This is a genomic window from Evansella vedderi, assembly GCF_030813435.1.
Classification (GTDB): Bacteria; Bacillota; Bacilli; order Bacillales; family Salisediminibacteriaceae; genus Evansella; species Evansella vedderi.
In genome coordinates this window covers 92,807-117,550 of record NZ_JAUSUG010000016.1, presented here as the reverse complement: position 1 = coordinate 117,550, position 24,744 = coordinate 92,807, and the positions used below count along the sequence as shown (strand labels likewise).

23 protein-coding genes and 1 riboswitch are annotated in these 24,744 nt (G+C 37.8%); of the genes, 2 read left to right on the top strand and 21 right to left on the bottom strand.

From position 1 onward, the window contains the following. Positions 1 to 3: 3 nt before the first annotated feature. The 17 genes from J2S74_RS18685 to J2S74_RS18605 form a co-directional block, all read right to left on the bottom strand. Complete coding sequence (locus tag J2S74_RS18685; protein WP_307328491.1) at positions 4 to 291, bottom strand: hypothetical protein; 288 nt, start codon at positions 289 to 291, stop codon at positions 4 to 6. After that, on the bottom strand, positions 288 to 776 hold the full coding sequence (locus J2S74_RS18680; protein ID WP_307328488.1) for a hypothetical protein: 489 nt from the start codon (positions 774 to 776) through the stop codon (positions 288 to 290). Before J2S74_RS18680 ends, J2S74_RS18685 begins: the two co-directional genes overlap by 4 nt. Continuing rightward, a complete protein-coding gene (locus J2S74_RS18675; protein WP_307328485.1) occupies positions 748 to 2,118 on the bottom strand; it encodes a hypothetical protein in 1,371 nt (456 codons plus the stop codon). Before J2S74_RS18675 ends, J2S74_RS18680 begins: the two co-directional genes overlap by 29 nt. A 47-nt stretch (positions 2,119 to 2,165) precedes the next feature. After that, positions 2,166 to 2,450: a hypothetical protein gene (locus J2S74_RS18670; protein ID WP_307328482.1), complete on the bottom strand. Its 285-nt coding sequence runs from the start codon at positions 2,448 to 2,450 to the stop codon at positions 2,166 to 2,168. A gap of 381 nt (positions 2,451 to 2,831) precedes the next feature. Beyond that, the gene (gene lpdA, locus J2S74_RS18665; RefSeq protein ID WP_307328480.1) at positions 2,832 to 4,229 is read right to left on the bottom strand and encodes a dihydrolipoyl dehydrogenase; all 1,398 of its coding nucleotides are present in this window, start codon (positions 4,227 to 4,229) and stop codon (positions 2,832 to 2,834) included. An 81-nt stretch (positions 4,230 to 4,310) separates the two neighbouring features. Continuing rightward, entirely contained in the window at positions 4,311 to 4,616 is a 306-nt protein-coding gene (locus J2S74_RS18660) for an iron-sulfur cluster biosynthesis family protein (protein ID WP_307328477.1), read from the bottom strand. A 41-nt stretch (positions 4,617 to 4,657) separates the two neighbouring features. Beyond that, positions 4,658 to 5,536 carry a lipoyl synthase gene (gene lipA / locus J2S74_RS18655; protein ID WP_307328474.1) on the bottom strand — a complete coding sequence of 293 codons (879 nt, stop codon included), beginning with the start codon at positions 5,534 to 5,536 and terminating at the stop codon, positions 4,658 to 4,660. Between the two features lie 136 nt (positions 5,537 to 5,672). Continuing rightward, positions 5,673 to 7,157, bottom strand: coding sequence for an aminomethyl-transferring glycine dehydrogenase subunit GcvPB (gcvPB, locus tag J2S74_RS18650; protein WP_307328473.1), 1,485 nt, complete (start codon positions 7,155 to 7,157; stop codon positions 5,673 to 5,675). Further along, positions 7,144 to 8,502 carry an aminomethyl-transferring glycine dehydrogenase subunit GcvPA gene (gcvPA, locus tag J2S74_RS18645; RefSeq protein WP_307328470.1) on the bottom strand — a complete coding sequence of 453 codons (1,359 nt, stop codon included), beginning with the start codon at positions 8,500 to 8,502 and terminating at the stop codon, positions 7,144 to 7,146. Before gcvPA ends, gcvPB begins: the two co-directional genes overlap by 14 nt. 1 nt (position 8,503) lies before the next feature. Beyond that, the gene (gcvH, locus tag J2S74_RS18640) at positions 8,504 to 8,899 is read right to left on the bottom strand and encodes a glycine cleavage system protein GcvH (RefSeq protein WP_307328467.1); all 396 of its coding nucleotides are present in this window, start codon (positions 8,897 to 8,899) and stop codon (positions 8,504 to 8,506) included. 133 nt (positions 8,900 to 9,032) lie between these two features. Then, positions 9,033 to 10,139, bottom strand: coding sequence for a glycine cleavage system aminomethyltransferase GcvT (gene gcvT, locus J2S74_RS18635; protein ID WP_307328561.1), 1,107 nt, complete (start codon positions 10,137 to 10,139; stop codon positions 9,033 to 9,035). A gap of 22 nt (positions 10,140 to 10,161) precedes the next feature. Further along, complete coding sequence (gene sdaAA / locus J2S74_RS18630) at positions 10,162 to 11,043, bottom strand: L-serine ammonia-lyase, iron-sulfur-dependent, subunit alpha (RefSeq protein ID WP_307328464.1); 882 nt, start codon at positions 11,041 to 11,043, stop codon at positions 10,162 to 10,164. Next, positions 11,043 to 11,564, bottom strand: coding sequence for a serine dehydratase beta chain (locus J2S74_RS18625; protein ID WP_307328461.1), 522 nt, complete (start codon positions 11,562 to 11,564; stop codon positions 11,043 to 11,045). Before J2S74_RS18625 ends, sdaAA begins: the two co-directional genes overlap by 1 nt. A 17-nt stretch (positions 11,565 to 11,581) precedes the next feature. Continuing rightward, complete coding sequence (gene glyA / locus J2S74_RS18620) at positions 11,582 to 12,832, bottom strand: serine hydroxymethyltransferase (protein WP_307328459.1); 1,251 nt, start codon at positions 12,830 to 12,832, stop codon at positions 11,582 to 11,584. Positions 12,833 to 12,991: 159 nt separating this feature from the next. Next, positions 12,992 to 13,091: riboswitch (glycine riboswitch) on the bottom strand. A 201-nt stretch (positions 13,092 to 13,292) separates the two neighbouring features. Then, positions 13,293 to 14,513 carry a M20 family metallopeptidase gene (locus J2S74_RS18615; protein ID WP_307328457.1) on the bottom strand — a complete coding sequence of 407 codons (1,221 nt, stop codon included), beginning with the start codon at positions 14,511 to 14,513 and terminating at the stop codon, positions 13,293 to 13,295. Positions 14,514 to 14,537: 24 nt separating this feature from the next. Beyond that, positions 14,538 to 15,245, bottom strand: coding sequence for a small-conductance mechanosensitive channel (locus J2S74_RS18610; RefSeq protein ID WP_307328455.1), 708 nt, complete (start codon positions 15,243 to 15,245; stop codon positions 14,538 to 14,540). Positions 15,246 to 15,264: 19 nt separating this feature from the next. Continuing rightward, the gene (locus J2S74_RS18605; RefSeq protein ID WP_307328454.1) at positions 15,265 to 15,975 is read right to left on the bottom strand and encodes a DUF5058 family protein; all 711 of its coding nucleotides are present in this window, start codon (positions 15,973 to 15,975) and stop codon (positions 15,265 to 15,267) included. Between the two features lie 305 nt (positions 15,976 to 16,280). On the opposite strand from J2S74_RS18605, the gene J2S74_RS18600 reads away from it, so the two are divergent. Further along, the gene (locus J2S74_RS18600; RefSeq protein ID WP_307328452.1) at positions 16,281 to 18,386 is read left to right on the top strand and encodes a helix-turn-helix domain-containing protein; all 2,106 of its coding nucleotides are present in this window, start codon (positions 16,281 to 16,283) and stop codon (positions 18,384 to 18,386) included. 179 nt (positions 18,387 to 18,565) lie between these two features. Here the strand turns inward: J2S74_RS18600 and J2S74_RS18595 are convergent, their stop codons facing one another. Continuing rightward, complete coding sequence (locus tag J2S74_RS18595) at positions 18,566 to 18,892, bottom strand: winged helix-turn-helix transcriptional regulator (protein ID WP_307328450.1); 327 nt, start codon at positions 18,890 to 18,892, stop codon at positions 18,566 to 18,568. Between the two features lie 138 nt (positions 18,893 to 19,030). Between J2S74_RS18595 and J2S74_RS18590 the strand changes: the two genes are divergently transcribed. After that, on the top strand, positions 19,031 to 19,948 hold the full coding sequence (locus J2S74_RS18590) for an SDR family oxidoreductase (RefSeq protein WP_307328448.1): 918 nt from the start codon (positions 19,031 to 19,033) through the stop codon (positions 19,946 to 19,948). Positions 19,949 to 20,179: 231 nt separating this feature from the next. On the opposite strand, the gene J2S74_RS18585 is transcribed toward J2S74_RS18590, so the two are convergent. From J2S74_RS18585 to J2S74_RS18575, 3 genes are all read right to left on the bottom strand, one after another. Then, the gene (locus tag J2S74_RS18585) at positions 20,180 to 21,706 is read right to left on the bottom strand and encodes an AbgT family transporter (RefSeq protein WP_307328444.1); all 1,527 of its coding nucleotides are present in this window, start codon (positions 21,704 to 21,706) and stop codon (positions 20,180 to 20,182) included. A 32-nt stretch (positions 21,707 to 21,738) separates the two neighbouring features. Continuing rightward, entirely contained in the window at positions 21,739 to 22,914 is a 1,176-nt protein-coding gene (locus J2S74_RS18580) for an amidohydrolase (RefSeq protein ID WP_307328557.1), read from the bottom strand. 366 nt (positions 22,915 to 23,280) lie between these two features. Beyond that, positions 23,281 to 24,582 carry a hypothetical protein gene (locus J2S74_RS18575; protein WP_307328442.1) on the bottom strand — a complete coding sequence of 434 codons (1,302 nt, stop codon included), beginning with the start codon at positions 24,580 to 24,582 and terminating at the stop codon, positions 23,281 to 23,283. Positions 24,583 to 24,744 lie beyond the last annotated feature (162 nt).

The window sequence follows — 24,744 nt, the reverse complement described above, 5'->3', positions numbered from 1 at the left end:
AACTTAAATTCTCCCTTTTTTAGCGAGTTTATTAGAAATAAATGAACTAAAAAACTTTAAAATAAAGAACAGTGGTATTGATAATACAAAAGAAACTATTAATAAGTTTAATATATTAATACCAACTTCACCGTTTGTTTCCAGATTATAAATATAAAAAGTCTCAAATGGTATTGCAGTTGACTCTGAAACTGGGTTATTAAGATTTTGTGCAAAGAAATAAAAACTTAAGAAAAATAAGAAAAAAATAATAATAAAAATGGTACTCACAAGTAATCTAACGTTTTTCATTTATTTTCCACCCTTTTCTTCATTAAATTTTCTAACATTCGACCATCTTGACCAAAAATAAGATTTAGTACCTCACATATGGTTATTAAAATAACAAAATAGACGATATGGGTTACATGATAAAATAATGAGAAAACTATTACACAAAACAGAAAACCGAAAGCTGGTCCACCTAAGATGACAGACAGTTTCACTTTGAAAGGTGAATTCCAAAAAGCAACTTCATTAAAAAATACTTTAAACGATAAATTCTTTACTTTTAATTTATAGTCTAACCCACTAAAAAAAAGAAATGAAATGTGTCCTAATTCGTGGATACACATATAGAAAATAAATATTACAACCAGTTGTAAGCTAATCTTTGGATCTTTTGTAATGACGAACATAATGCTAAAGATAGCAGCCAAGAAAAAGCTAGAATTCTTTACATATATCCATAGAACACTATAAAGAATTTTAAATAACTTCACTATCTTTGTATTCATATATGGTTACCCACTTTACTAAAAATAAGATAAATAAAACAACAATAGCAACTAAACTCTCAAGTAGAGTATTTTCAAGTGACATAATTCGGTAAAAAACTTCAGGAATAACCCAATAGCTTATGATTAAGATAATTCCACTAGAGATCGATTGCGCCGTGGGTCCTAAGTAATCTCCCAATAAATATGCCACAATTATAGATAGGTATGTACAGAAAAAGATAATCGTTGTGTACAATGGTAAATCTTGATTTTCTAAGATAAATGATAAATTCTGTCCACTTACCAAAGAAATAAGTATAAAAAAAACTAATACTGAAAGAATTGCTAGTACGATATAAGTGATTAACAACCAAATTGCAAATGTAAAATTGGAAGCTCTTATTATTTTAAGAGGCCTAGCTACAACACTAACTTTTTGAAATATAATGCCAATTGTCCCTATAATTACAATAACTTGAAATAAATCTAACATAACAAAGGATTGATCGGTAATAAATGCAAGAAATAGTAAAAACAAAATAGATAATACATAAAAAATAACACTTTTTTTTATGTCTATTAAAATTAAAAATAAGTAAATATGGTTACTGTTTTTAGATAATCGTTCAAAGTCACTTTTAATACCTAAATTTTGTTGACCAGTTTTTATTTCTGATGAAACAGCTATGATATATAAAACGATTCCTATAACAAGTAATAGTAACAAAACTGGAATAGATATACTTTCTGATAGCCACAATGAACCTAGAGGTTCATGAATGGGTAGGATTAAAAAAAGTAATAAGTAAAAAATTAGAAAAAGCTTAAAAGAAAGGAACCGGTTTTCCTTGATCAAATTTCGACTTGTTAATACGTTGTTAGTTAAAAGAGCTAAGGCATAGCTAGTAATAAACAATACTAATCCAATCAAATGCCAAAATAGCATAGATTGAAATAAGAGTATATTAACATAAACCGATAGAACAATATATAACAGAATCAAAGATAATGTCCCAGAGACTACATACATCCCAAATATTTTAAAGTACTTAAAATAATTTCGAAATATGTAACCAAAAATGCTAATCTCCTCTACATTTTTATTATTTTGTTTTAAAATCCAAATTAAGAATGGAAGTATTGCTGAACATAATAAAACATATGACGTTCCTGGAAACATTCCTATGTTGACTTCTAGCGTATAATTTAGGAGGGAAGGCATGTACAGTGCTGCCATTAGACCTGAAAATGCAACGAGTAGAATGACAAAGATAATTTCAGGTCTTTGTAATGATAAAATAAATATTTTATTTTTTAGTCGACATAATAAGAGCTGTATAAAAGTAAGTAAATTGTACATATGATACCATCCTTTCAATAGCAATGTAAGGGATTAGCAAAGTTAATTTATTTACAACCTAATCTAAATTCCCAGCTTCCATTTCCTACTTTACTGTACCATTGAAAGTTTGATCCAGTCGTTGCCCAGCAAATTGCTTGTCCAACTGCCCAAGCAATTAAAACAACACCTACTAGTTTTACGAAGATAATGACTAGACCAGCTACATGATTGCTAGTTTGTGGTTTTACTGAAAAAAATTCTCTAACACTAGTAGATTCTTTTACTTTCTGGGAAAATAGAAATATATTCATCCACATTACTAAGAAAACGTTATTTGTACTTAATTGCATGCAAGTATCCCCCCTTTATTCTCATAATCACTTAAATCAAGCTAATTTGTACAACAATAAATTATTACCACTTTACCCAATCCCTTACATTTGCTATTTTTAATTTTATTATATGTGCTTTATAAAATAACCGCCAAAAAATAGCGGGCATCCGCCTTTTTATGGCGGTAAGGAAAAAATAATATCCATATTTTCATAGTTTGAACCTTTTTACTATTTGTTAGCCGGTCATAAAATACCTTCTACTACTTTTTTATACTCTTCCATGTCTTTTTCTCCTTATGATTTACGTTCCTATAGAAAAAAACAGCCAAAGCCTAAATAAATTTGGCTGACTGTATATATATCTTTTGCTTTGTAAAAAAAGCATAATAGTCTTTTCTAAGCATGAATCTCCTGACCGACTACAGCCAATGCTGCTTCACCAATCGCTTCAGCTAATGTTGGATGAGGATGTATGGTATGTGCAATATCCATTGATGTTGCATTTAATACTTGAGCAAGACCTAGTTCCGTAATCATATCGGTTACATGCGGTCCAACCATATGTACTCCTAATAGCTTATCAGAAGTTTCTTCAACGACGAGTTTAACGAAACCATCCGTATCACCATAAACTAACGCCTTTCCTATAGCACGGAATGGGAATTTACCTGTTTTCACCAGGTACCCTTTTTCTTTTGCCTCTTCTTCTGTTAAACCAATACTAGCTACTTCTGGGTTGCTATAGACACACTTTGGAACAAGCAACGGGTCAAGTGGTGAAGGTTCTTTACCTGCTATATGATCAATCGCGATGATTCCTTCATGTGATGCAACATGAGCAAGTTGTAATCCTCCAATCACATCACCGATGGCATAAATATCAGACTCACTTGTTTGATAGTTTTTATTTGTTTTAATAAACATCTGCTCAACGGCAATATTACAATTTTCAAGGCCGATTCCGTTTGTATTCGGTATTCGTCCAACGGATACTAATAGTTTGTCTGCCAAAAACTCTGATACTTTCCCTTTATGTTCAGCTTTAATAGAGATACCTTCTCCCTTTTTTAACGTTTCAGGAAGTACTTTCGCACCTGTTACGATTTTCACGCCTTTTTTCTTCATTAACCGCTGTACTTCCTTTGAGACATCTTTATCTTCTGTCGGTAAGATACGATCAGCATATTCTATAACGGTAACTTTTACTCCAAAATCAACGAGCATGGAAGCCCACTCGATACCTATGACCCCGCCGCCGACGATGATAATCGAATTAGGTAGAGTTTCCATTTGTAATGCTCCATCTGAAGTCATGACATATTGTTCATCTACTTCTAAGCCAGGAAGTGTCCTTGGGCGAGACCCTGTCGCAATTAAAATATTTTGGGATTTGAGGGTAATTGGTTCTCCTTCCTTCGTTTCAACTAAAACATTTTTTGATTCTAAAATACTTCCTTTTCCCTCATATACATTAATTTTTCCTTTTTTCAATAAATGTTGAATCCCTTTAAACAAACGATTTGTAATTTCCTCTTTTCGGGATTGTACTTTTGAGAAATCGAGTCCAACTTCAGGGGCAATCACCCCAAACTCTTCGGCCCTTTTTGTATTAGAATATACTTCTGCACTTCTTAATAAGGCCTTGCTTGGAATACACCCTGCGTGTAGACATGTTCCACCAACTTTTCCTTTTTCAACAACTGCAGCTTTTAAGCCTAGTTGAGATGCACGAATGGCAGCAACATAACCACCCGTCCCACCACCAATAATGACCACATCATATTCATTCGCCAATGGATTATCCCCCTTTTTGCATTTCTGCCATTCCACGTTTCACTCGTTAAGTTCCTGAATTTTGCATTTTATTTTTTCCTATTATTCTATTTCAATAGCACATGCGCTTGATTCAAAGCTTTCTCCAACGAGAAATCCCTGTTCATTTGTATAATCAATTTGTGTCTCTTCATCCAAATAACGTTTTGTAAAACGATCGATTCGAAGTTGAATTCCTTCATGCTCAATAACCGTATCGTTTCGCCGAGGCTCATCAAAAACGAGTAAAAACCTGATAGACACCCCACATCCTCCAGCTACATCAGCATCAATCCGAGGTGAACGCTCTTCCAATATATCCATACCTTTTAACTTGTTTAATGCTGCATCTGTTAGTGTAACAACCATCGAACCCTCTCTCCTTTCTTACTAATACCGGCCTTACAAGCTTACACGCTTACCCCTGCAGCCTGGACCTGTTCATCAGCATGATAAGAAGAACGAACAAGGGGTCCTGATTCACAATGGCTAAACCCTTTCGATAGAGCAATTTCCTTTAATTCACGAAACTCTTGTGGACTCCAATATTTTTGTACTTTCAAATGTTTTTTCGTCGGTTGGAGATATTGACCAATTGTCAAAATGTCAACCTCGTGAGCACGGAGATCATCCATTGTTTCGATAATTTCTTCTTTCGTTTCTCCAAGACCAATCATAATACTTGATTTTGTTGGGGTATCAGGACTTATTTTTTTGGCTCGTTGTAAAAATTGAAGGGAGCGCTCATATGTGGCACGGGCACGGACTCTGGGAGTTAAGCCCTTAACGGTTTCAATGTTGTGATTTAAAATATTTGGCTTTGCAGCCATTAACATTTGCAAGTTGTCATATTTTCCGTTCATGTCGGATGGAAGAACTTCAATGCTGCAAAATGGATTACGACGCCTCACTGCCCGTATAGTATCGGCAAATATTTGTGCCCCCCCATCTTTAAGATCATCACGGGCAACAGCCGTAATCACGACATGTTTTAACCCCATTTGCTCCACCGATTCGGCGATACGTTCAGGTTCTTCCAAATCAAGCTCGGTGGGAAGTCCAGTTGTAACAGCACAGAATCGGCAAGCACGTGTACATATACTTCCAAGTATCATAAAAGTTGCCGTTTTCCGCTCTGCCCAGCATTCATGTATATTCGGGCATTTTGCTTCTTCACAGACCGTATGCAGTCGTTTTTCATTCATCATCTTTTTTAATCCAGTGTAATCCGCATTTGTATTTAATTTAATTTTTAACCAATCTGGCTTACGGACATATTCAATGGTCATATTACCCCTCCTATAAATAGGCCTGAAATCATTATCCTTTTGAATGGAAACCACCAGGCATGATCGAGTGCGAGTGGGAAAATCCAGTTTCGTCTCTTTCATTCCTGGTGGTTCATTAGTCAACCTAAATAGTAGTTCAGGCTTTTACTAGCTCTTTTTCCGCTGATTCTTCTTTTTTATAGCGTAATACTGGTTGTCGTGCTGCTTGCACTTCATCCAGACGACCAATTACCGTTGTGTGTGGTGCACTTAAAACCATATCTGGATTTTCTTCCACCTCTTTAGAAATTTGAGCCATCACATCCGCAAATGCGTCCATCGTTTCTTTTGACTCTGTTTCTGTTGGTTCAATCATCATACATTCCTCTACATTTAGAGGGAAATAGATGGTCGGTGGATGATAGCCGAAATCCAGAAGACGTTTTGCCATATCAAGTGTTCTGACACCTAACTTCTTCTGTCTTGAACCGGATAAAACAAATTCATGTTTACAAATTTGCGAATACGGTGCTTCGAAATACGGCTCCAGTTTTTTACGAAGGTAATTCGCATGCAGTACCGCACTTTCAGATACTTGACGTAATCCATCAGGACCCATCGTACGAATATACGTATAGGCACGAACAAGAATACCAAAGTTTCCGTAATACCCTTTGACTCGGCCAATGGAAAGTGGATAGTTCGAGTTCAATACGTATGTGCCGTTAGCTTTCTCAATGCGCGGAATTGGTAAATACGGAATCAGCTTCTCTTTTACCCCTACTGGACCTGCTCCAGGACCACCGCCGCCATGAGGCGTTGTAAATGTTTTGTGCAGGTTTAAGTGGACGATGTCAAATCCCATTTTCCCTGGTGTGGTTTTACCTAAAATGGCATTTGCATTGGCGCCGTCATAGTAAAGTAAACCGCCGGCTTCATGAACAACGTTAGCAATTTCAACGATTTCTTTTTCAAATAATCCAAGTGTATTAGGGTTTGTCAGCATCAAGGCTGCCGTATCACTATCAACATGTTTCTTTAGCTCTTCCAAGTCAACCAAGCCATCCTTATTCGACGGAATGGTTACTGCTTTATAACCTGCAACCGTTGCAGTAGCAGGATTTGTCCCATGAGCTGAATCTGGAACAAGGACTTTTGTTCTTGTCTCTCCTTTTTGCTCATGATAAGCTCTTACCATCATCAGACCGGTCCATTCTCCTTGAGCTCCCGCGGATGGCTGTAATGTTACAGCATCCATGCCTGTGATTTCAGCTAGCTCTTCCTGCAATTCGTATAAAAGCTGCAGTGCTCCCTGTACAGTCTCACCTGGCTGATATGGGTGAATGCGGCTAAACCCCTCAAAGCGTGCCACATCTTCGTTGATCTTCGGATTGTATTTCATTGTACAAGAACCAAGGGGATAGAAACCGTTATCAATACCATGGTTTTTATTCGACAACGCTGTATAATGGCGCACTAGCTGAAGCTCTGATACTTCCGGAAGCTCCGCTGGTGTATCACGAATTAAATGTTCAGGAAATTTCTCATGTATATCGACTTTGTCAACATCACTTACTGGCAGGCTTGAACCGACGCGGCCTGGTTGACTGACTTCAAAGATTAGCTCATTAGACTCTACCATTAACAACCGCCTCCAGTACTTCTGCAAATTGATCAATTTCTTCTTTCGTTCTTTGATCTGTCACAGCAACGAGCATGTGATTGTAAGAACCGTAATCCGTGCCTAAATCATAGCCGCCTATAATCCCTGCATCAAAAAGAGCAGCATTTGCTTCCTTAACAGAAATCGGAAGTTCAACAATGAACTCATTAAAGAAGGCTGATTTATTTACAACGGAAAATCCTTTCTCTTCTAGAAGTTTAGCCATGTAATTCGCTTTTTCTAAATTCAACTGTGCCATATGACGAATTCCTTGCTTACCGAGTGCTGACATACATACCGCAGAAGCAAGGGCATTTAATGCCTGATTGGAACAAATATTTGATGATGCTTTGTCCCGCCGAATATGCTGCTCGCGGGCTTGCAGTGTTAACACAAACCCACGTTTCCCTTGCTCATCTGAAGTCTGCCCTACAATACGGCCCGGCACTTTGCGCATAAATTTTTTGTTAACGGCAAAATAACCGCAATGGGGACCACCAAATGCCATTGGTATTCCCAGTGGCTGCATATCACCAATGACGATATCCGCTCCTAGCTTACCAGGTGCTTGCAGGAGCGCTAATGCCAGTGGATTCGCACTAACGACTAAAAGCGCACCTTTTTCAGCAGCAATTTTTTTAATTTCTTTTATGTCTTCAATGGAACCAAAGAAGTTGGGGTATTGAACAATAACCGCCGCCGTATCCTTTTCCATTTGTTCTTGGAGTCTTTCTAAGTCAGTCGTTTCGGCAGCAAGATTTACTTCTTCAACGGAATAACCTTGTCCACGTGCAACTGTATTTAATATGGAGCGTGATTCAGGATGAACCCCTTTCGATACTAATACTTTTGAACGTCTCGTTGATGCAACGGCAAGTGATGCTGCCTCCGCAAGGGATGTAAATCCGTCATACATGGAAGAATTGGCAACATCCATTCCTGTTAGTTCACAAACCATCGTTTGAAATTCAAAGATTGCTTGTAACTCACCTTGGCTTATCTCCGGTTGATATGGTGTGTAAGCTGTGTAAAATTCAGAACGTGAAATCATATGATTGACTACACTAGGAATGTAGTGGTCATACGTACCAGCACCAAGAAAGATCGGGTAATGGTTTGCATGTTTATTTTTCCCCGCAAGCTGAGACATTTTTTTCAGAAGAATCGGTTCAGGATCAGCCTTAGGGATGTTTAACTCCCCTTCTAAACGAATATCAACGGGAATGTCTTCAAATAAATCATCGATAGAATGAACGTTTAATAAAGAGAGCATTTCCTTTTGATCTTTTTCCGTGTCAGGAAGGTACCTAAAAGTGGCCGTCATTTTATTCCTCTCCCTCATTTATAAATGCTTCATACTCTTCTTCATTTAATAGCCCTTCTAACTCTTCTGGATTTGATAATTCAACTTCTACTAACCATCCTTTATCATATGGTTGTTCGTTAATTGTCTCAGGAGCATCTTCTAACTCTTCATTAATACTAATAACTGCACCTGACACAGGAGAAAAGAGCTCAGATACGGCTTTTACTGACTCGATGGTTCCCATCGATTCATTTGCTGTTACTTCATCACCAACTTCTGGATTTTCAACAAAGACGATATCCCCTAACGACTTTTGTGCATAGTCAGTAATACCAATTCGTACGCGATTCCCTTCTAGCTGTAATACCCACTCATGTTCCTTGCTATATCGTAAGTTTGCTGTTGTCGCTGTCATCTTTTTTCTTCCTTTCAAATCTATTCTTTTTTACTATTTTATTAGTTTCATAAAAAATAACTAAACACATATGAAAACTTGGTTAAAGGTTAAAACTTCACCAGAAAGCAACAATAGTAATTTTTTATGACCTTTAACCTCTTTTATAAAATGGTGTTTTTATAACAACTGCATCAACCTTTTTCTTACGAACCTCAACCTTAAGCTCCGTTCCCACTTCCGCATATTCTACTGATAGTAAAGCAAGCCCTAAGCTTTTCTTTAAAGAAGGTGACTGTGTTCCGGAAGTTATATAGCCAACTTCTTCTCCACTAGGAGAAAGCACTTTATATCCGTGGCGGGGAATGCCTCTGCCAGTCACTTCAATACCAACTAACTTCCTTTTTAATCCTTCTTCTTTTTGTTTTGTTAGAGCTTCTTTCCCAATAAAGTCCCTTTCTTTATTCGTTTTCACCACAAAGCCGATTCCTGCTTCAAGGGGACTAATATTGCTTGTGAGCTCTTGACCATATAGTGCAAGACGTGCTTCGAAACGAAGGGTATCACGTGCCCCAAGTCCACACGGTCTTAAGCCATCTACCTTTCCAGCATCTAATAGCTTATTCCAAAGGGCTTCTCCTTTGTCCGCTGCCAAATAAAGTTCAAAGCCATCCTCTCCTGTATAACCTGTTCGGGAGACGAGAATTTCTGTAATGCCATCAACATTGACATTTGGAGCAAAGTGAAAAAAGCCAATGTCTTCTAGATCTGTATCGGCTACCTTTTGTAAAATGGCCTCTGCCTTAGGGCCCTGAATAGCAATTTGCGCAACGTCTTTTGATATATTCTGAAGCTTCACCTCGCCTCGTACATGCTGGGTCATCCAATCGTAATCTTTAACAATATTCGAGGCATTAATCACAAGTAAAAATTTTTCATTCTCTAACTTGTAAACTATTAAGTCATCGACTGTACCACCGTCTGGATAACACATTACCGTGTACTGCGCTTGATTGACCTTAAGCTTAGTTACATCATTTGTTAAAAGGTAGTTAAGATATCTTTCTGCATCTTTTCCTTCAACGAGTACTTCCCCCATATGAGAGACGTCAAAAAGACCCGCTTCCTTTCGAACAGCCTCGTGTTCTTCTAAAATACTTGAAAACTGTACAGGAAGCTCCCAGCCTCCAAAATCTATCACTTTTGCACCATATTTTTCATAGGTAGCAAAAAGGGGTGTTCGTTGTAACGTTGTTTTTATACTCAATATAATCCCCCCTGGATTAAGATTTCTTACTAAAGAGACGTTCTTTCACCTTTTTACCTGTTTCTGTCATTGCTAAGCCTCCCAGCGAAGTTTCCTTGAGGACCCGAGGCATATCTTTTCCTACCTCATACATTGCATTAATCACTTCATCACAGGGAATGCGGCTTTCAATACCAGCTAGTGCTAAGTCCGCTGCTGAAAATGCAATGGAAGTTCCAATGACATTCCGCTTAATGCAAGGTACTTCAACAAGTCCCGCAACTGGATCACAAACTAAACCAAGAAGCGATTTCATAGCAATGGCAGTGGCATTTACCGCTTGTTCTGGAGTACCGCCTTTCAATTCAACGATCGTTCCAGCAGCCATCGCCGTTGCAGAACCGACTTCTGCTTGACAGCCGCCGGCAGCACCCGAAATAAAGGAGCGATTGGCAATGACATAACCTAGTGCACTTGCCGTAAACAACCCCATAACTAACTCCTCATAGGGGGTGCCATCATTTTCGTGAAGAGAAAACAACACTCCTGGTAAAATACCAGCTGCTCCAGCAGTTGGGGTTGCCACGATCACCCCCATCCGTGCATTGCTTTCAGATGTTGCAAGTGAGAAGGTCATCGCATCACTAATATAAGTGCCGGATAGTGATTTACCCCGTCTGACATATTGACTCATTTTCACTGCATCTCCCCCCGAAATTCCACTCGGTGCAGGGGAGGGATCATTCTTTCCACTATCAATAGCTTCTTTCATTTTGATTAACCGTTCTTCCATCATTCTGATAATCGTTTCTTGATCTTTTCCGGACTTTTTCTCTTCCTTCATCAGCATGATTTGACCAATCGATTTCTTTTCAAGTTTAGTAATTTCAATTAGTTCGCGCATGGACCGGATTTCCATCATACAACACCCTTTAAAACGGTATCCTTCTTCACGCATTCACTGAAGTGTGTTGCAAGTGTGGAAATATCATCATTAGTGCTCAATCGAATATCAACCAACTCACCATTTATCATAAAGATTTTTGATAATCCACCGCCTAACGATACGCCGCCAACTTTTACTATACTATCCTTACTCCTTGCAGTGATGAACGTTGTATTCGGATGATCATAATAGGGACAACTGCCTTCAAGCTGAATTCCATATGTCAATCCATAATGATGGGTCATTTCAATTGCATGTTTAATCCGAGAATCATCCGTATTCATTCCAAGCAATCCACCTAGAAGGGCTTTATCTGTTCCATGACCTTGATAGGTTTCTGCAAAGGAATCATAGAAAATAATATCTGCTTCTTCAGGACATCCATCCAAAAGCTCGTGAACAAACTTACCGATTGATACGACACCTGCTGTATGAGAACTTGAAGGACCAACCATAATTGGACCAATAATGTCAAAGCAACTTTCAAATTCCATGAGAGATTACTCCTTTCTTACACATGAATTGGCTTTTGAAATAACGGATAAGCACCACAAATGGATTTTGTTGTTTCCTTTGCTTTTGTTAAAACTATGGAATCGCCTTTACTCTTTAGTACATCCCCAATTACCTTTGCGATTTGCTCCATTTCCTCCTTTTTCATTCCACGTGTGGTTAACGCAGCAGTTCCCATACGGATCCCACTTGTAACAAATGGGCTTTGAGGGTCAAAAGGAATCGTATTTTTATTAACTGTAATACCAGCCTCTTCAAGCAATTTCTCCGCTTCTTTTCCTGTTAAGTCCCATGGGCGCACATCAAGTAGTACAATATGATTATCTGTGCCCCCAGAAACAAGGGCTGCTCCTTCTTTCTTTAGAGCTTCACTAAGCGAACTGGCATTTTCAATGACTTGTTTCGCATATTCTTTAAAGCTTGGCTGTAACGCTTCTTTGAAGGCAACAGCTTTAGCGGCAATAATATGCATCAGTGGTCCCCCTTGAATGCCCGGAAAGACAGCTTTATTCATTTTCTTAAAAATCTCTTCGTCATTCGTTAAGATAATACCGCCACGAGGCCCCCGTAATGTTTTATGCGTAGTACTTGTAACTACATCTGCGTGAGGTACTGGTGATGGATGTAATCCTGCTGCAACAAGCCCAGCAATATGTGCCATATCCACCATTAGCTTTGCACCGACTTGATCAGCAATTTGTCTAAACCTTGCAAAATCAATCGTTCTTGGGTATGCACTAGTACCTGCGATAATTAATTTAGGCTTTTCTTTTTTTGCTAGTGCTTCAAGCTCATCATAGTCAATTAAATGGGTATCCTCTCTCACCCCATAAGATACAACATCAAACCATTTTCCCGACATGCTCACAGGACTCCCGTGTGTTAGATGTCCTCCGTGTGATAAATTCATTCCCATCACTTTATCGCCTGGTTGCAGTAGAGCAAAATATACAGCTGTATTTGCTTGTGCACCTGAGTGCGGCTGTACGTTTGCGTATTTGGCATTATATAGACTAGTTAAACGATCAATGGCTGCCTGTTCCGCTACATCTACGAATTCACATCCCCCATAATACCGCTTTCCAGGATAGCCTTCCGCATATTTATTTGTCATGACATTCCCCATTACTTCTAATACCTCTGGGCTAACAAAGTTCTCTGATGCGATTAACTCTAATGTGTTAAGTTGTCGCTTCTTTTCGTTTTCAATCGCTTCAAAAATGACTTCATCCATCTCTCTGATTCTCATAAATACCCCTCCTGGTTTGAAAAAATGTTTTTGACCAAGCAGCTTCTCCCCTATCCTTTTTAGCCACGAAAAAAAGGACAGGAAAAGGTAGCTCCTTTCTCTACCTTTCTCTTGTCCTTTTTTGCAAACAAATAAGGACAGAAAAAGATAGTAAATTTTCTACCCTTCTCTGTCCTTTTACCTGAGAGTTTAACTTCATTATACCGAAGCCTACCCCTTTGGTGGCGTTGTTGTTAACGCGCTCTCCAGAGATGCGTCCTGCTATAGTTCCTCTACCTGAGAGATTTGCTCCAAGGGTCTTTTTGGAACTTGCTCCTTCGGTGGTACAAACGATTACACTCTCCTATAACAATCATCCGCTCCATATTTAATTTTCCATATTTTCAGAATAGTGTCTATTTTTCCGTTTGTCAATTATTTTTTTAAAAAAATATAGATACCAAAAACCACTAAACTACAACTATGACATCTCCACTGTTTCTCCTATTTGAGAACAATTCTGCTCAAAATAACAACAAACAACTTCTCCAACTGACTTCGCTGCAACTAAAAGGGACTCTTCATCCATGTCAAACTTCGGATGGTGATTAAAGTAGACTTTTTCCACTCCACTTGGTTTACAACCAATGAAAAAGAATGTTCCAGGAATTTTTTCTAGGTAGTAAGCAAAATCCTCTGATCCTGAAAACTTAGGGAACTCAATCACTTGTTTGATATCTGGATCATCCGTCTTTTCAAGACTTGTTTTTACAAACTCAGTAATCTCCGGGTGATTATATAATGGTGGGTAATCACTTTCGTATAAAAAATCGCACTCCACCCCAAATTCTGCTTCAACTCCTTTTACAATTCGATGCATTTCTGATTCAATGGTTTCCCTTGTTTCATCGGACATATAACGGGCGTCTCCCTCAAGTTCAACCCGGTCTTTAATGACATTTCTGGCACCTTTTCCGTCAAAAGATCCCACCGTAATCACACCAGTATCAAATGGATTTAACCTGCGACTTATAATCGTCTGGATAGCTGTTATAAAATGTGCACCAGCAACAATCGGGTCATTTGCCAAATGTGGAGAGGAACCGTGTCCACCAGCTCCTTGAATACCTAGTTTAAAACTACTCCTTCCTGCCATCGTATAACCACTGTTGCATCCAATGGTTCCAGCAGGTTCATTTGGCATTAAATGAGCACCAAAGATATGATCTACATCATCAAGGATACCTGAATCCAAAATACTTTTTGCACCACCTGGGGAAATTTCTTCCGCATGCTGATGAATAATTTTAATTGTTCCTGGTAATGATGATTTCAATTGTATGAGACAGTCGGCAAGTACCATCAAGTAAGCTGTATGACCATCATGCCCACATGCATGCATGACACCTTCATTTTTCGATTTAAACGGTACATCTGTCTCTTCTTTAATCGCCAAAGCATCGAAGTCTGCTCTTAAGGCAATCGTTTTACCCGGTTTCTCACCTTTGATTGTGACAACAATGCCATAACCGTTCCCAACATTACGTTCTATTTCTACACCTTTTCCTTCATAAAATGCAGCAATAAATTTAGCGGTGTTTGTCTCTTTAAACGAGAGTTCCGGGTATTGATGTAAATAACGTCTAATCTCAATCATTTCTTCTTTTCGTTCTTCCAACATTGTCATTAATTGTTCTCTCATAGAAAAAGTCCCCACCCTTGATTATTATACAGAAGCTTTTGCTTCATTTATCTTTTCTAAAAAGAGGCAAATAGTGATGGTTAAAATAATGCATAGTAACATTTTCATATAAACAACTAGTGCTGTTAAATTAATTACAAATCCAATCACAAGCCCAATAACACCATAAATTGGTTTTTTCATTGCAAACTGAGCCAATACCCCACCAAAAATGGCTGGTAAAATAAATGGAAACACTTGTTGGATATGCTCTGGTATTCTTGAAACTAGTAAGGCTCCTACAAGAATCATTGGAATAAGAAATACTTTGTTTACTAATGATGCTGCACCTATTGCAAGTGTCGCTGTTATTTCTCCTTTTTTCGTTCCTGGTTCTACGCCAATCGCATTTTGGGCAGACGCTGCAGCTGGCAAGCACATATTCCCTACATTGCCTGTCAAAAAACCAATATAAGTTCCTGAAACACCTAAAATGGTGTAATACATGAGGGGCTCAAGCACCCAGACAACAGCAACAATTCCTGCATAGGCGAGAAATGCGCTCAAAATCACATTCCAGCCAGGATGATGTCCGAGAAAAAATGAAAGAACGATTGGTAATGACAATGTTAAGATAAGCGCAGCCCAAACTGTCAACCGCCCCCAGTAATGAGCTCTTGCATGAAATTGTTCCATTCCGGAATTACTCGTACTGCTGACAGCTCTTCCAACTTCTTCTTCTCTCATAGCCATAATCTATACCCCCTTATCGTCAGATAATAAAGTAACCTACAACTAAACTGACAAGAATCGAAAGCCCTAGTGACCATTCCCGTATCCAATTCCTCTGCAGCTTGTCTGCTAATGCTGTTAAAATGAACATACTAACGCTAGCTACGAGAACAGCAACGATGTATTCCATTCCTTTAACCATTTCAGCACTTGCTAAGTTCCCGAAAGCAGCAACCATTGCAGCCGTTGCCACAACCATCATAATCTTTTTGTTTTTCTCATTTTTATTGATCACTTTCTTTTCCAGCTTGTTCATTGACTTCGTAGCCAGCGCCACAAACAGTAACCAGCCTGCCCCTCCTAAACATAGCGTCCAGACAACCGCCGTAAATGCTTGAGTGTTAAATCCCGCGCTGCCTAATTCAGTGCCATAAGCGTTCGCCCCCAGACTAGCACCTACTGATTCAATTGGAGCCGACCCAATAATACCAATACGCATTAGCGTCAGAGCCTCCCCGAGGAAAGGGATCAAAGATAAGGCCACAATAATAATCGCAAATGAAGGACCGATTGCTGTAATAGCTCCCGTTTTTAATGCGCTGTTTATCTCATGTTTTGCCATGCCAATTTCCTTGCCTGCATCCTTTGCTAACAAAATGAACTTAATCGCCTGAAAAATGACCACTGCCAAGACCATTAATGCAATCATCCAGACTAAAATACCACTAGCCAGCCTCATTGCCTCTTCCATCATTAGCACCACCTTTTTTGATTTGATAACGTTTTCAAAATTCGCAGAATCATAGTAACTTGGATATTGAACTGCTATAAATAGATTAAAAAGTAGGAACTTTCTATTTTAATCTAGTAATAGTGGTTAGCGTTTGAGATAGAGTAGTCATTCGTCTTTCTTTCTATACCAAATCTTAATATTCTGACTTTATTTTCTACACTTTTTACTATACACTTGAGGTGACACTATTACAATGTAATAACATACACAATAATACACATTTCAATGTATGTTATTACACAACAGAAGAAGGAGGATTATAAATGAATGAAATGGAGTACAGTATTTTATTTTTAAAAGAAAAATTGAAGGATAGTCCATTTCAAGTGTGGGGATATAATGATATCAATAATTATCAGTACTTAATTTATAATAACGGGAAAAACCTGCCCCTGCCCCCTTCCATTCTCTACTCAAATAAGGAAGAAAACTCATTAAAGATAGTAAAAGAAAGGAACAGAGTGATTCTATATTATTTTTATCCTGAGGGAAATCAAGTAAGTGTGTGTGTTTATTTACAATCAATACCTTTATCTGAAGAAGAGAGACAGCATTTATATTACTTTTTTTACCTTTTTCTCTCAAACAAAACTATCGATAGGAAAGATAATCAACTATATAATCTCATCAATAGTATTCACTCCATAACATCCAGTCTTGACCTTGATGAAGTATTGGAAAAGATAATAATTAATGCTCTTAAAGTATTTCCCGCAGCTGATGCAGGTTTATTATTTCTTTATGATGAAGTAAGTAAACGATTAACACCTAAAGCGCCTATTGGATTCAATAACACCATCTATAACGTGAAATTTAAAGTTGGGGAATCCATTACTGGTAAAGTATTCGAGGACGGGGAAGGTAGAATATTCAATTCACAAAAAGAAGTTTATGAGGAAATGGCCAAAAACAATATCTCCACTGAAAACTTTGACTATATTACTGCCGGGAAATCTCCTGAAGCTGCAATGTGTGTCCCAGTCTCAATCGCAGACAAAAGAATTGGTGTCATGCTTATTCATCAATGGAACCAAAAGAAAATATTCGTGGATCATGACTTACAATTGTTGCAAGGGTTTGCTGAACAAACTGCCATTGCTATTCAAAATGCAAAATATTATACAGAAGCTAATAAAAGATTAGTAGAAGTTACAGAGTTAAGTAAAGAACTTCAAGAAAAAAATATACAACTTCAAAAAAGGTACGAGGTACACCAAGCATTAATGAATATATCCTTGCAAAATCAAGGAGTTGAAAAAATTATTTACGAATTAAATCATATGATTAAACCGTCACTATCTTTTTTTAATGCACTAGAAAATAAATTCTATTCTAATAAAAAAACTCACTCCCCCTTCAGTATTTTTGAAATAAATATAATTTTTATGGAAAAACGTAATTCCTTACATGTTACGGTGAGTAACTGTGATAGCAATCGTTATTTACTTTATCCAATATATAACGGTATCGCTTTTCTAGGTTGCTTCATTGTTAATTTATCAGAGCCACTATCTATGTCCGACCAAATGACCCTGGAGCAAGGTAGTTCTGTTTTAGCTCTAGAATTAGTCAAAAAACAAACAATTGCTGAAATCTTTTATAAAAAAAGTCACGAACAATTTCAAAGTTTACTAAACTATAAAGATGAAGAACATTTAATCCAACAAGCAAATGAAATTGGGATAACTATTTCATCCTATTGTTTTATCGCTATTTTAGAGATACCGGTATACTCTGACTTACAACTACTTGAGGTAGAAATACATCAACTAGTTTCCAAAATAAAAAGTGAACTAATGATTTCAGACAAGTTAATTTATGGATTCCATAATAAAGTCATATTACTTTTATCAAGTATAGAACTTGATGACCTCAATCAAATCCAAACTAAAATTCATTCCATTAGAAAGGAGTATAAAAAGAATAATAACACTCTCTTCCGCGGTGGGATCAGTAGTACTTATAAGGGACTATATAATGTCAAGAAATGTTACGAGGAAGCAAATAAGACTCTTTCTTATTTAGCTGATCGCAATAGAAATGATATTATTTGTTACGAAGATATTGGTTTAAATCGTTTATTTTTAAATCAATCCTCACAAGAAATAGAACAATTTGTACATGATGTCTTATCTCCTTTAAGGTCTGATAACGATAGAAACAAAGATTTAGAAAAAACGCTTCTTACTTACATCGAATACAATCGATCTGCTACGAAAACAGCGAAAGACCTGCATATTCACATTAATACGCTTTACCAACGACTAAAAAAAATGGAAGATTTGCTTCAAATTGACTTTCAAAATAATGAGGATGTATTAAAAATACAACTAGCGTGTCACTTAGAAGCAACTTATAACCAATCATAATGTAGAGGCAACGTGTTCGGATCACAGGAGAGGAAGGATAGTATAGCAGTAATCACAACTGCTTTACCTATCCTTTTTTAACGCAACTCAAAGTTTGTTGAGATTTCAACCCTTACGTAATAAACGAAATTATCCCATTAGCCTTCAGGACGCCTACTGGTACTTATTACCCCCCATCATTATTTTGGGTTATTTGCCATATAGTTCAAACCCCACTTCTCAAATTGGAGAAGTAAAGAATAAAGACTCTTCCCGGTCTCTGATAGTGAATACTCAACCTTGGGTGGAATTTCAGAATACACTTGCCGATTAATCAGCCCATCGCTTTCGAGCTCACGTAACTGGCGAGTGAGTGTACGCGGCGTAATATTGGATAATTCCCTTCTTAATTCATTGAACCGCCTAACCCCATGAATCGCAAGCTGATACAAAATGACCAGCTTATACTTACCTCCAACCATATTGACCGTAAATTCAACCGGACATTGTGAGTGTTGTTTATCCACTCTGTTTCCCTCCTTCTTTAAGGTATCCTAAAGGATAGTATATATCTCTAATGTGCGTACTTACATATTTGAATTTATGCGTTTATTATATAGCTAAAATAGTAAAATTACTATTAGTAAACGAAAGGATGAAGAACAATGGAAATTAAGGATAAAGTATTGGTTTATGGAGCTGGTGGCGTGCGAGGAGGTGCAGTCGCCCGAAAACTTCTGAAAGAAGGATATACCGTTCATACGATTGTACGAAGTTCTGACAAAGTTTCTCAGCTTCAAGAGCAAGGCATTAATGCCTTTGTTGGCGATCTGTCAAATGTAGACAGTCTAACTTCAGCTCATGAGGGAGTCAGCAAAGTGTTCCTGCAATTGCCAGTGGATTATAATGTGGAGCGCATTCGTCAACAAATCCGCAATACCGTCGATGTCGCCCAAAAAGCAAATGTTAAACTTCTAGTTATTACTACCAACATTTTTTATCCCGATGATGTTACAGATGTCGCTGCCTTAGAGAGTGCGAGAGAATTGATTTTCTATGTTAAGGAAAGCGGCATTCCGTCTATCATCCTTAAACCTACACTTTATATGGAGAATTTCCTTATTCCTGGTGTTGTTGGCAACGAAACACTGGCTTATCCTGTTCCAGCCAATCATGCAATCGCCTGGATCAGCATAGAAGATGCGGCTGCTTATGCAGTATATGCCCTTAACCATCCAGAGCTGGCAGGGCAGACATTACCTATCGTAGGATCTGAGGCCCTAACAGGAAATCAACTGGCTGAGCAATTCAGTGCTGTATTGAATCGAGAGATACAGTTTTACTCTCTCCCAGTAGAAGCGTTTGAAGAAGCGTTAGCTCCAGTAATGGGCAAGGAAACGGCAGAAGGCTTGGCCGAAATGTACAAATGGATTGGATTAAATACTAATTTACTGCCTAAGCCAAACCAAGTCATTGACGAGTTGCGCACTGCTGCACCTGGCACTCCGCTAGTAGAGTGGATAAAACAAGGTGTGCAGCAAGGATTTTTCGCCCCCGTCGCTGAGGAGGACGGAAATAGCTGATCCATAACTAAAAGCACCGTAAACCTCGACATAGTCCGGTCTACGGTGCTTATTAGTTTGCCACTTCCTGCCAAGAGAGTCATGCCCGCAAAGGCTCCAAGTAAAGTGACAAACTACATGCACTACCTCCGAAAAAGCCCCCGAATAATGTTTCATGTTATATGAGTGCTTTAACAAGTTTATGTTCCTTTAAAGATTTGTCTAGTTTTTTACCTTCCCCACTATAAAACCTTATAAATGTACTGGACCCTCTGGACCTACTGGAATACCAAGCAAGTACCAAATGACAACTATAATGATCCAAAATAACCCGAAAAATAGTGTATACGGGAATAACGCAGCAATTAATGTACCCAAGCCAATGTTTTTATCAAATCTCCTAGCAAATGACAATAGTAATACGAGATAAGGTACCATTGGTGTAATGGGATTTGTAATCGCATCTCCTACTCGATACATTGCTTGTGTAAATGCAGGATGATAATCTAAAAACATAAACATAGGAACGAAAATGGGTGCAAGAATAGCCCATTTTGCTGAAGCACTACCAATGATTAAATTAATAAATGCTACAAAAATAATAAACATTACTATTAAAGGAACACCCGTCAATCCAGTACTATTTAAGAAGTCTGCCCCTTTAATTGCAATAATCGGACCTAAATTACTAGAAGCAAAGAAAGCGAGTAACTGTGAAGCGGCGAACACTAACACGATATATGGCCCCATCGTTGCCATTGACTTTCCAAGCATTTCTCCAAAATCTCGTGAATTTTTAATGGATTTTGCACCAATTCCATAAAAAAGACCAGGGATGAAGAAAAAGATTGTCAGTAATGGGACGATCCCACTTATAAATGGAGAGTTCTCGATGATCGATCCTGTCTCAGGATTTCGCAAAATCCCGTTTTCAGGAAGAATTAAACAAAGGATTGCAATAACAAAAATTGCCGTAGAAATTCCTGCCCATCTTAGTCCCCGTTTTTCTTCTTGAGTAACCTTTTCCATTTCATGAATTTCTCCTGTATAGGTACCAAAACGTGGAATCGTAAACTTATGAGTGACCCAAACAGCTACAAATAATAGAATAATGGCTGAAACTGCAATAAAGTAATAGTTCATCGCAGGATTTGCCACATAACTAGGGTCAACTGTTTGTCCAGCTGGTCCTGTAAATCCTGCAACTAATGTATCTGACATTCCAAGAAAGAAGTTAGCAGCAAAAGCTCCTAATGTAGAAGCATAGGCAGCTACTAATCCGACTAACGGATGATAGCCAAACGCCATAAGAATCGTGGCAGCAAGAGGCGGTAGGACAACTGGTCCAGCATCTCCAGCTACATTTCCTATAATTGCAATTAAAATAATGGATGGAATAAGTAACCTTTTAGGAGTGGAAATGACAGCACGCTTCATAATCGCATTAAAAAATCCACTTTGTTCCGCAAGTCCGACACCAATCATGACGATAAGAACAAGTCCAAGCGCTGGGAATGTACTGAAATTAGTAACCATGTTTGTTAAAATATCAATTAACCCTTCCCCATTAAGTAAATTATTAGCCACAACTGTTTCGCCAGTGACTGGATGGGTCGCAGATACATGGAATAAACTCGTAACAAACGATGCAACTAAAGTCAGTCCACAAAGAATGAAAAATAATACAATTGGATCAGGTAATTTATTTCCACCATATTCGATGGAATCTAACAATCGATCAAAAAAAGTCCTTTTCTCATGTTTTTTATTTCTGGGCAATGGAACCCCCTCCTCATCAAATTATCGAATATTTACCTCGTAGTGAGTGTTAAAGCTGTTAAAACATGAAACTTCAGCCCTTCTTTTAGAGCATCTTCATCGATATCAAACTTAGGATGGTGATGGGGATAAACAATACCTTTCTGTTCATTACCTGCTCCGATCATTACATAACAACCTGGCCTCTCATCACTGAAAGCTGAGAAATCCTCACCACCTAGCATCGGATCAATTATCTCTAGTGTTTTATCTTGGAAATGTTCTCGGATCATTGCACTTAAACATTCAGTCATTTTCGGGTCATTTTGAACAGGATTATAGCCATACGTATATTCGACTTTTGCCTCTGCTCCATTTGCCTTAGCATAGCCGTCTGCTATTTCACTGATTCGTTGTTTTATTAACGCCCTTGTTTCTCCATTAATCACTCTTACAGAGCCGCCAATGGAAACAGAATCTGGAATAACGTTGAGAGCCGGACCGCCACCTTGGAACTTCGTTACAGAAACAACCGCAGAATTCAACGGGGCAACCGTTCGTGAAACAATATGATTTAATGCTGTAACCATTTGTGCCCCGATTGCTACAGGGTCAACCGTTAGTTCAGGAGTAGAAGCATGTCCACCTTTACCTTGAATCTTAATTTCAAAAATATCGCTAGCAGAGGTAATCGCCCCTTGACGAATACCTATGGTTCCATAAGGTATCGTTGACATTAAATGAATCCCTACAACTTGATCAACTCCGTCAAGTACACCTGCCGCAACCATTTCTTGTGCACCTCCAGGTGGTAATTCCTCTGCATGTTGAAAAATAAAAACAATTTCTCCATGTAATAAATGTTGATTGTTTTTCAACACTTTTGCTGCCCCAAGGAGCATGGCGGTATGGCCATCATGTGCACAGGCATGCATGATTCCTTCATTTGTTGAAGAAAACGGAAGTTCCGTCTTCTCTTGGACCGGCAGGGCGTCCATATCTGCACGTAATGCAATCACTTTACCCGATTTTTTTCCTTTTAGGCAGGCGACAACACTTGTTTTGGTCGGCCGATTTAGTTCAAATCCTCCCAACTCTTTAAGTACATCATATACATATTGAGACGTTTCGTACTCTTGAAAAGATAACTCAGGATGCTGATGCAAATAACGGCGCCATTCCAAAACATTTTCATAAACCTCGTCAATTTGTTGTAAAATTAATTCCATTTCCAAAGTAATACCTCCTAATTTAAAGAACACTTAACGAAATTTTCGTTAAATACTATCTTTAAGTTGATAAACTATTGCTGTCTTCTTTTTTATTTTTCGAAAAAACACAACAATAAAGAATTAAAAAACAATTATTTCACCAGAAAATACTTAAATCCTATTCTCTTACTATTTTTTAATAACATACTTCGTGCTACGCTATTACCATAATCCTCTTATAGTTGGTATAAATAGGGAAAAATTCTAATTAGCGAATATATTACGAAAATTTCGTTATATACTTATGGACATTTTACGCTATATTTCTTCACCCTTCAACATTTTTTTTGTAAAAACTAAAATAAGCACTCTTAATTGGAATGCTTATTTTAGACGATAAATTTTAATTGGCCTTCCTCGGTAGTGGTGGGACTCTTCGCCAATACACTCTGCAATACCAACTTCGCACAATGCAGCGACTATCCGCTGAGCGTTTCGTTCACCCATTTGCAGATGTGCCGTTAAATCCTTTGTCGTAAAATTACTCCACCCCATTTTTTGGATTAAGGCTTCTATTTTTTTAAATGTTTTTACAGGGATTCTTCCTCTTTTTAATTTCTCCAAAAAATCTATATCATTTGTACGATAGGCATACTTTAGTTCTTCCGCTTGTCTTACTGACTCAATCATCGTGCCATCATCCTGAACAATAACCATCCCTTGTTCTGCTTTTTTCTTCGACTGTTGAAGAGCACGATGAGCGTTTATTTCAGCTGATAATACAGTTATTCCGAAACCAATTCCTACGGAAACAGTAGTATTTGCTTCAAGTGACAAGGAATAGGCTGTTTCCTTTAATGTCTGTATCTCTCTTTCAATTGCTCCTCGAGAGCTAAAAATTGTATATCGTCCATTTCCTTCCTCGAAGAGAGAGCCATCTAATTTTTCACAAAGCTGGATAAGTGCTTCCTTCATCCTAAGCTCTAAATACTGAACTTGATATGTTTTCTCCATTTTCTCTTTAATCGAGTCAAAATCTTTCACCTCGATTTTTTCGACACCAATCTGCGTATCTTTATAGTAGGAAGTCTTTATCTTCTCAAAGAATATCTTTATCGTTTGAAAAATTTCAATACGTGTAGGTGACATGGAATATGCTGGGACACCAGCTTTATTTAATGCTTCATTGACGGTTGGGTAACATGTCAAAGCACCATCCGTCTTATGTTGCTTCCATAAATCATAGTGGAAGTTAAACAATTCTCTTGTGTCAGTGTCTGCATCGAGGGTTTTTACGTATAAATCTTTCACTATTTTGTTTAACTGTTCTAAGCTTTCTCCCTCGGTTACATTTGTAGCAGGGATCATGTCAATGCTTAATCGGTTTAGTAATGCCCCTTTAGAGTAAACCAGTTCCATGAAACTTTTATAAATACTGGATTCTGTGGAGAATATATAAACCGAATTTTCAACAAAAGATAACGTTTTTGAAGCGGCCATATACGGGATGTAACCTGAAAATAGCCAAAAGTCAACGTGGTTTTCATGTTCTCTTATAATGTTCTCTACCTCTTTTACTTCTGTATAAGAGTAAGGTATTAATTCCATTTCTTGATCAATCTCATAAGCTACTTCCAAAATTCGCTTTACTGACAAACGAGGACCAACCACTCCGATTTTATACACTTCAATTCCTACTTTCTCATCTATTTCTACTTTATTTATCTAATCAAAATAAAACACACATTAGTGATTACTTTAATTGTAATCACTAATGTGTGCTTTTTAAACAACTATATTGTAACAAAACAGAACGACAGCTATCAATATTAATTTTAATTTTGAAGT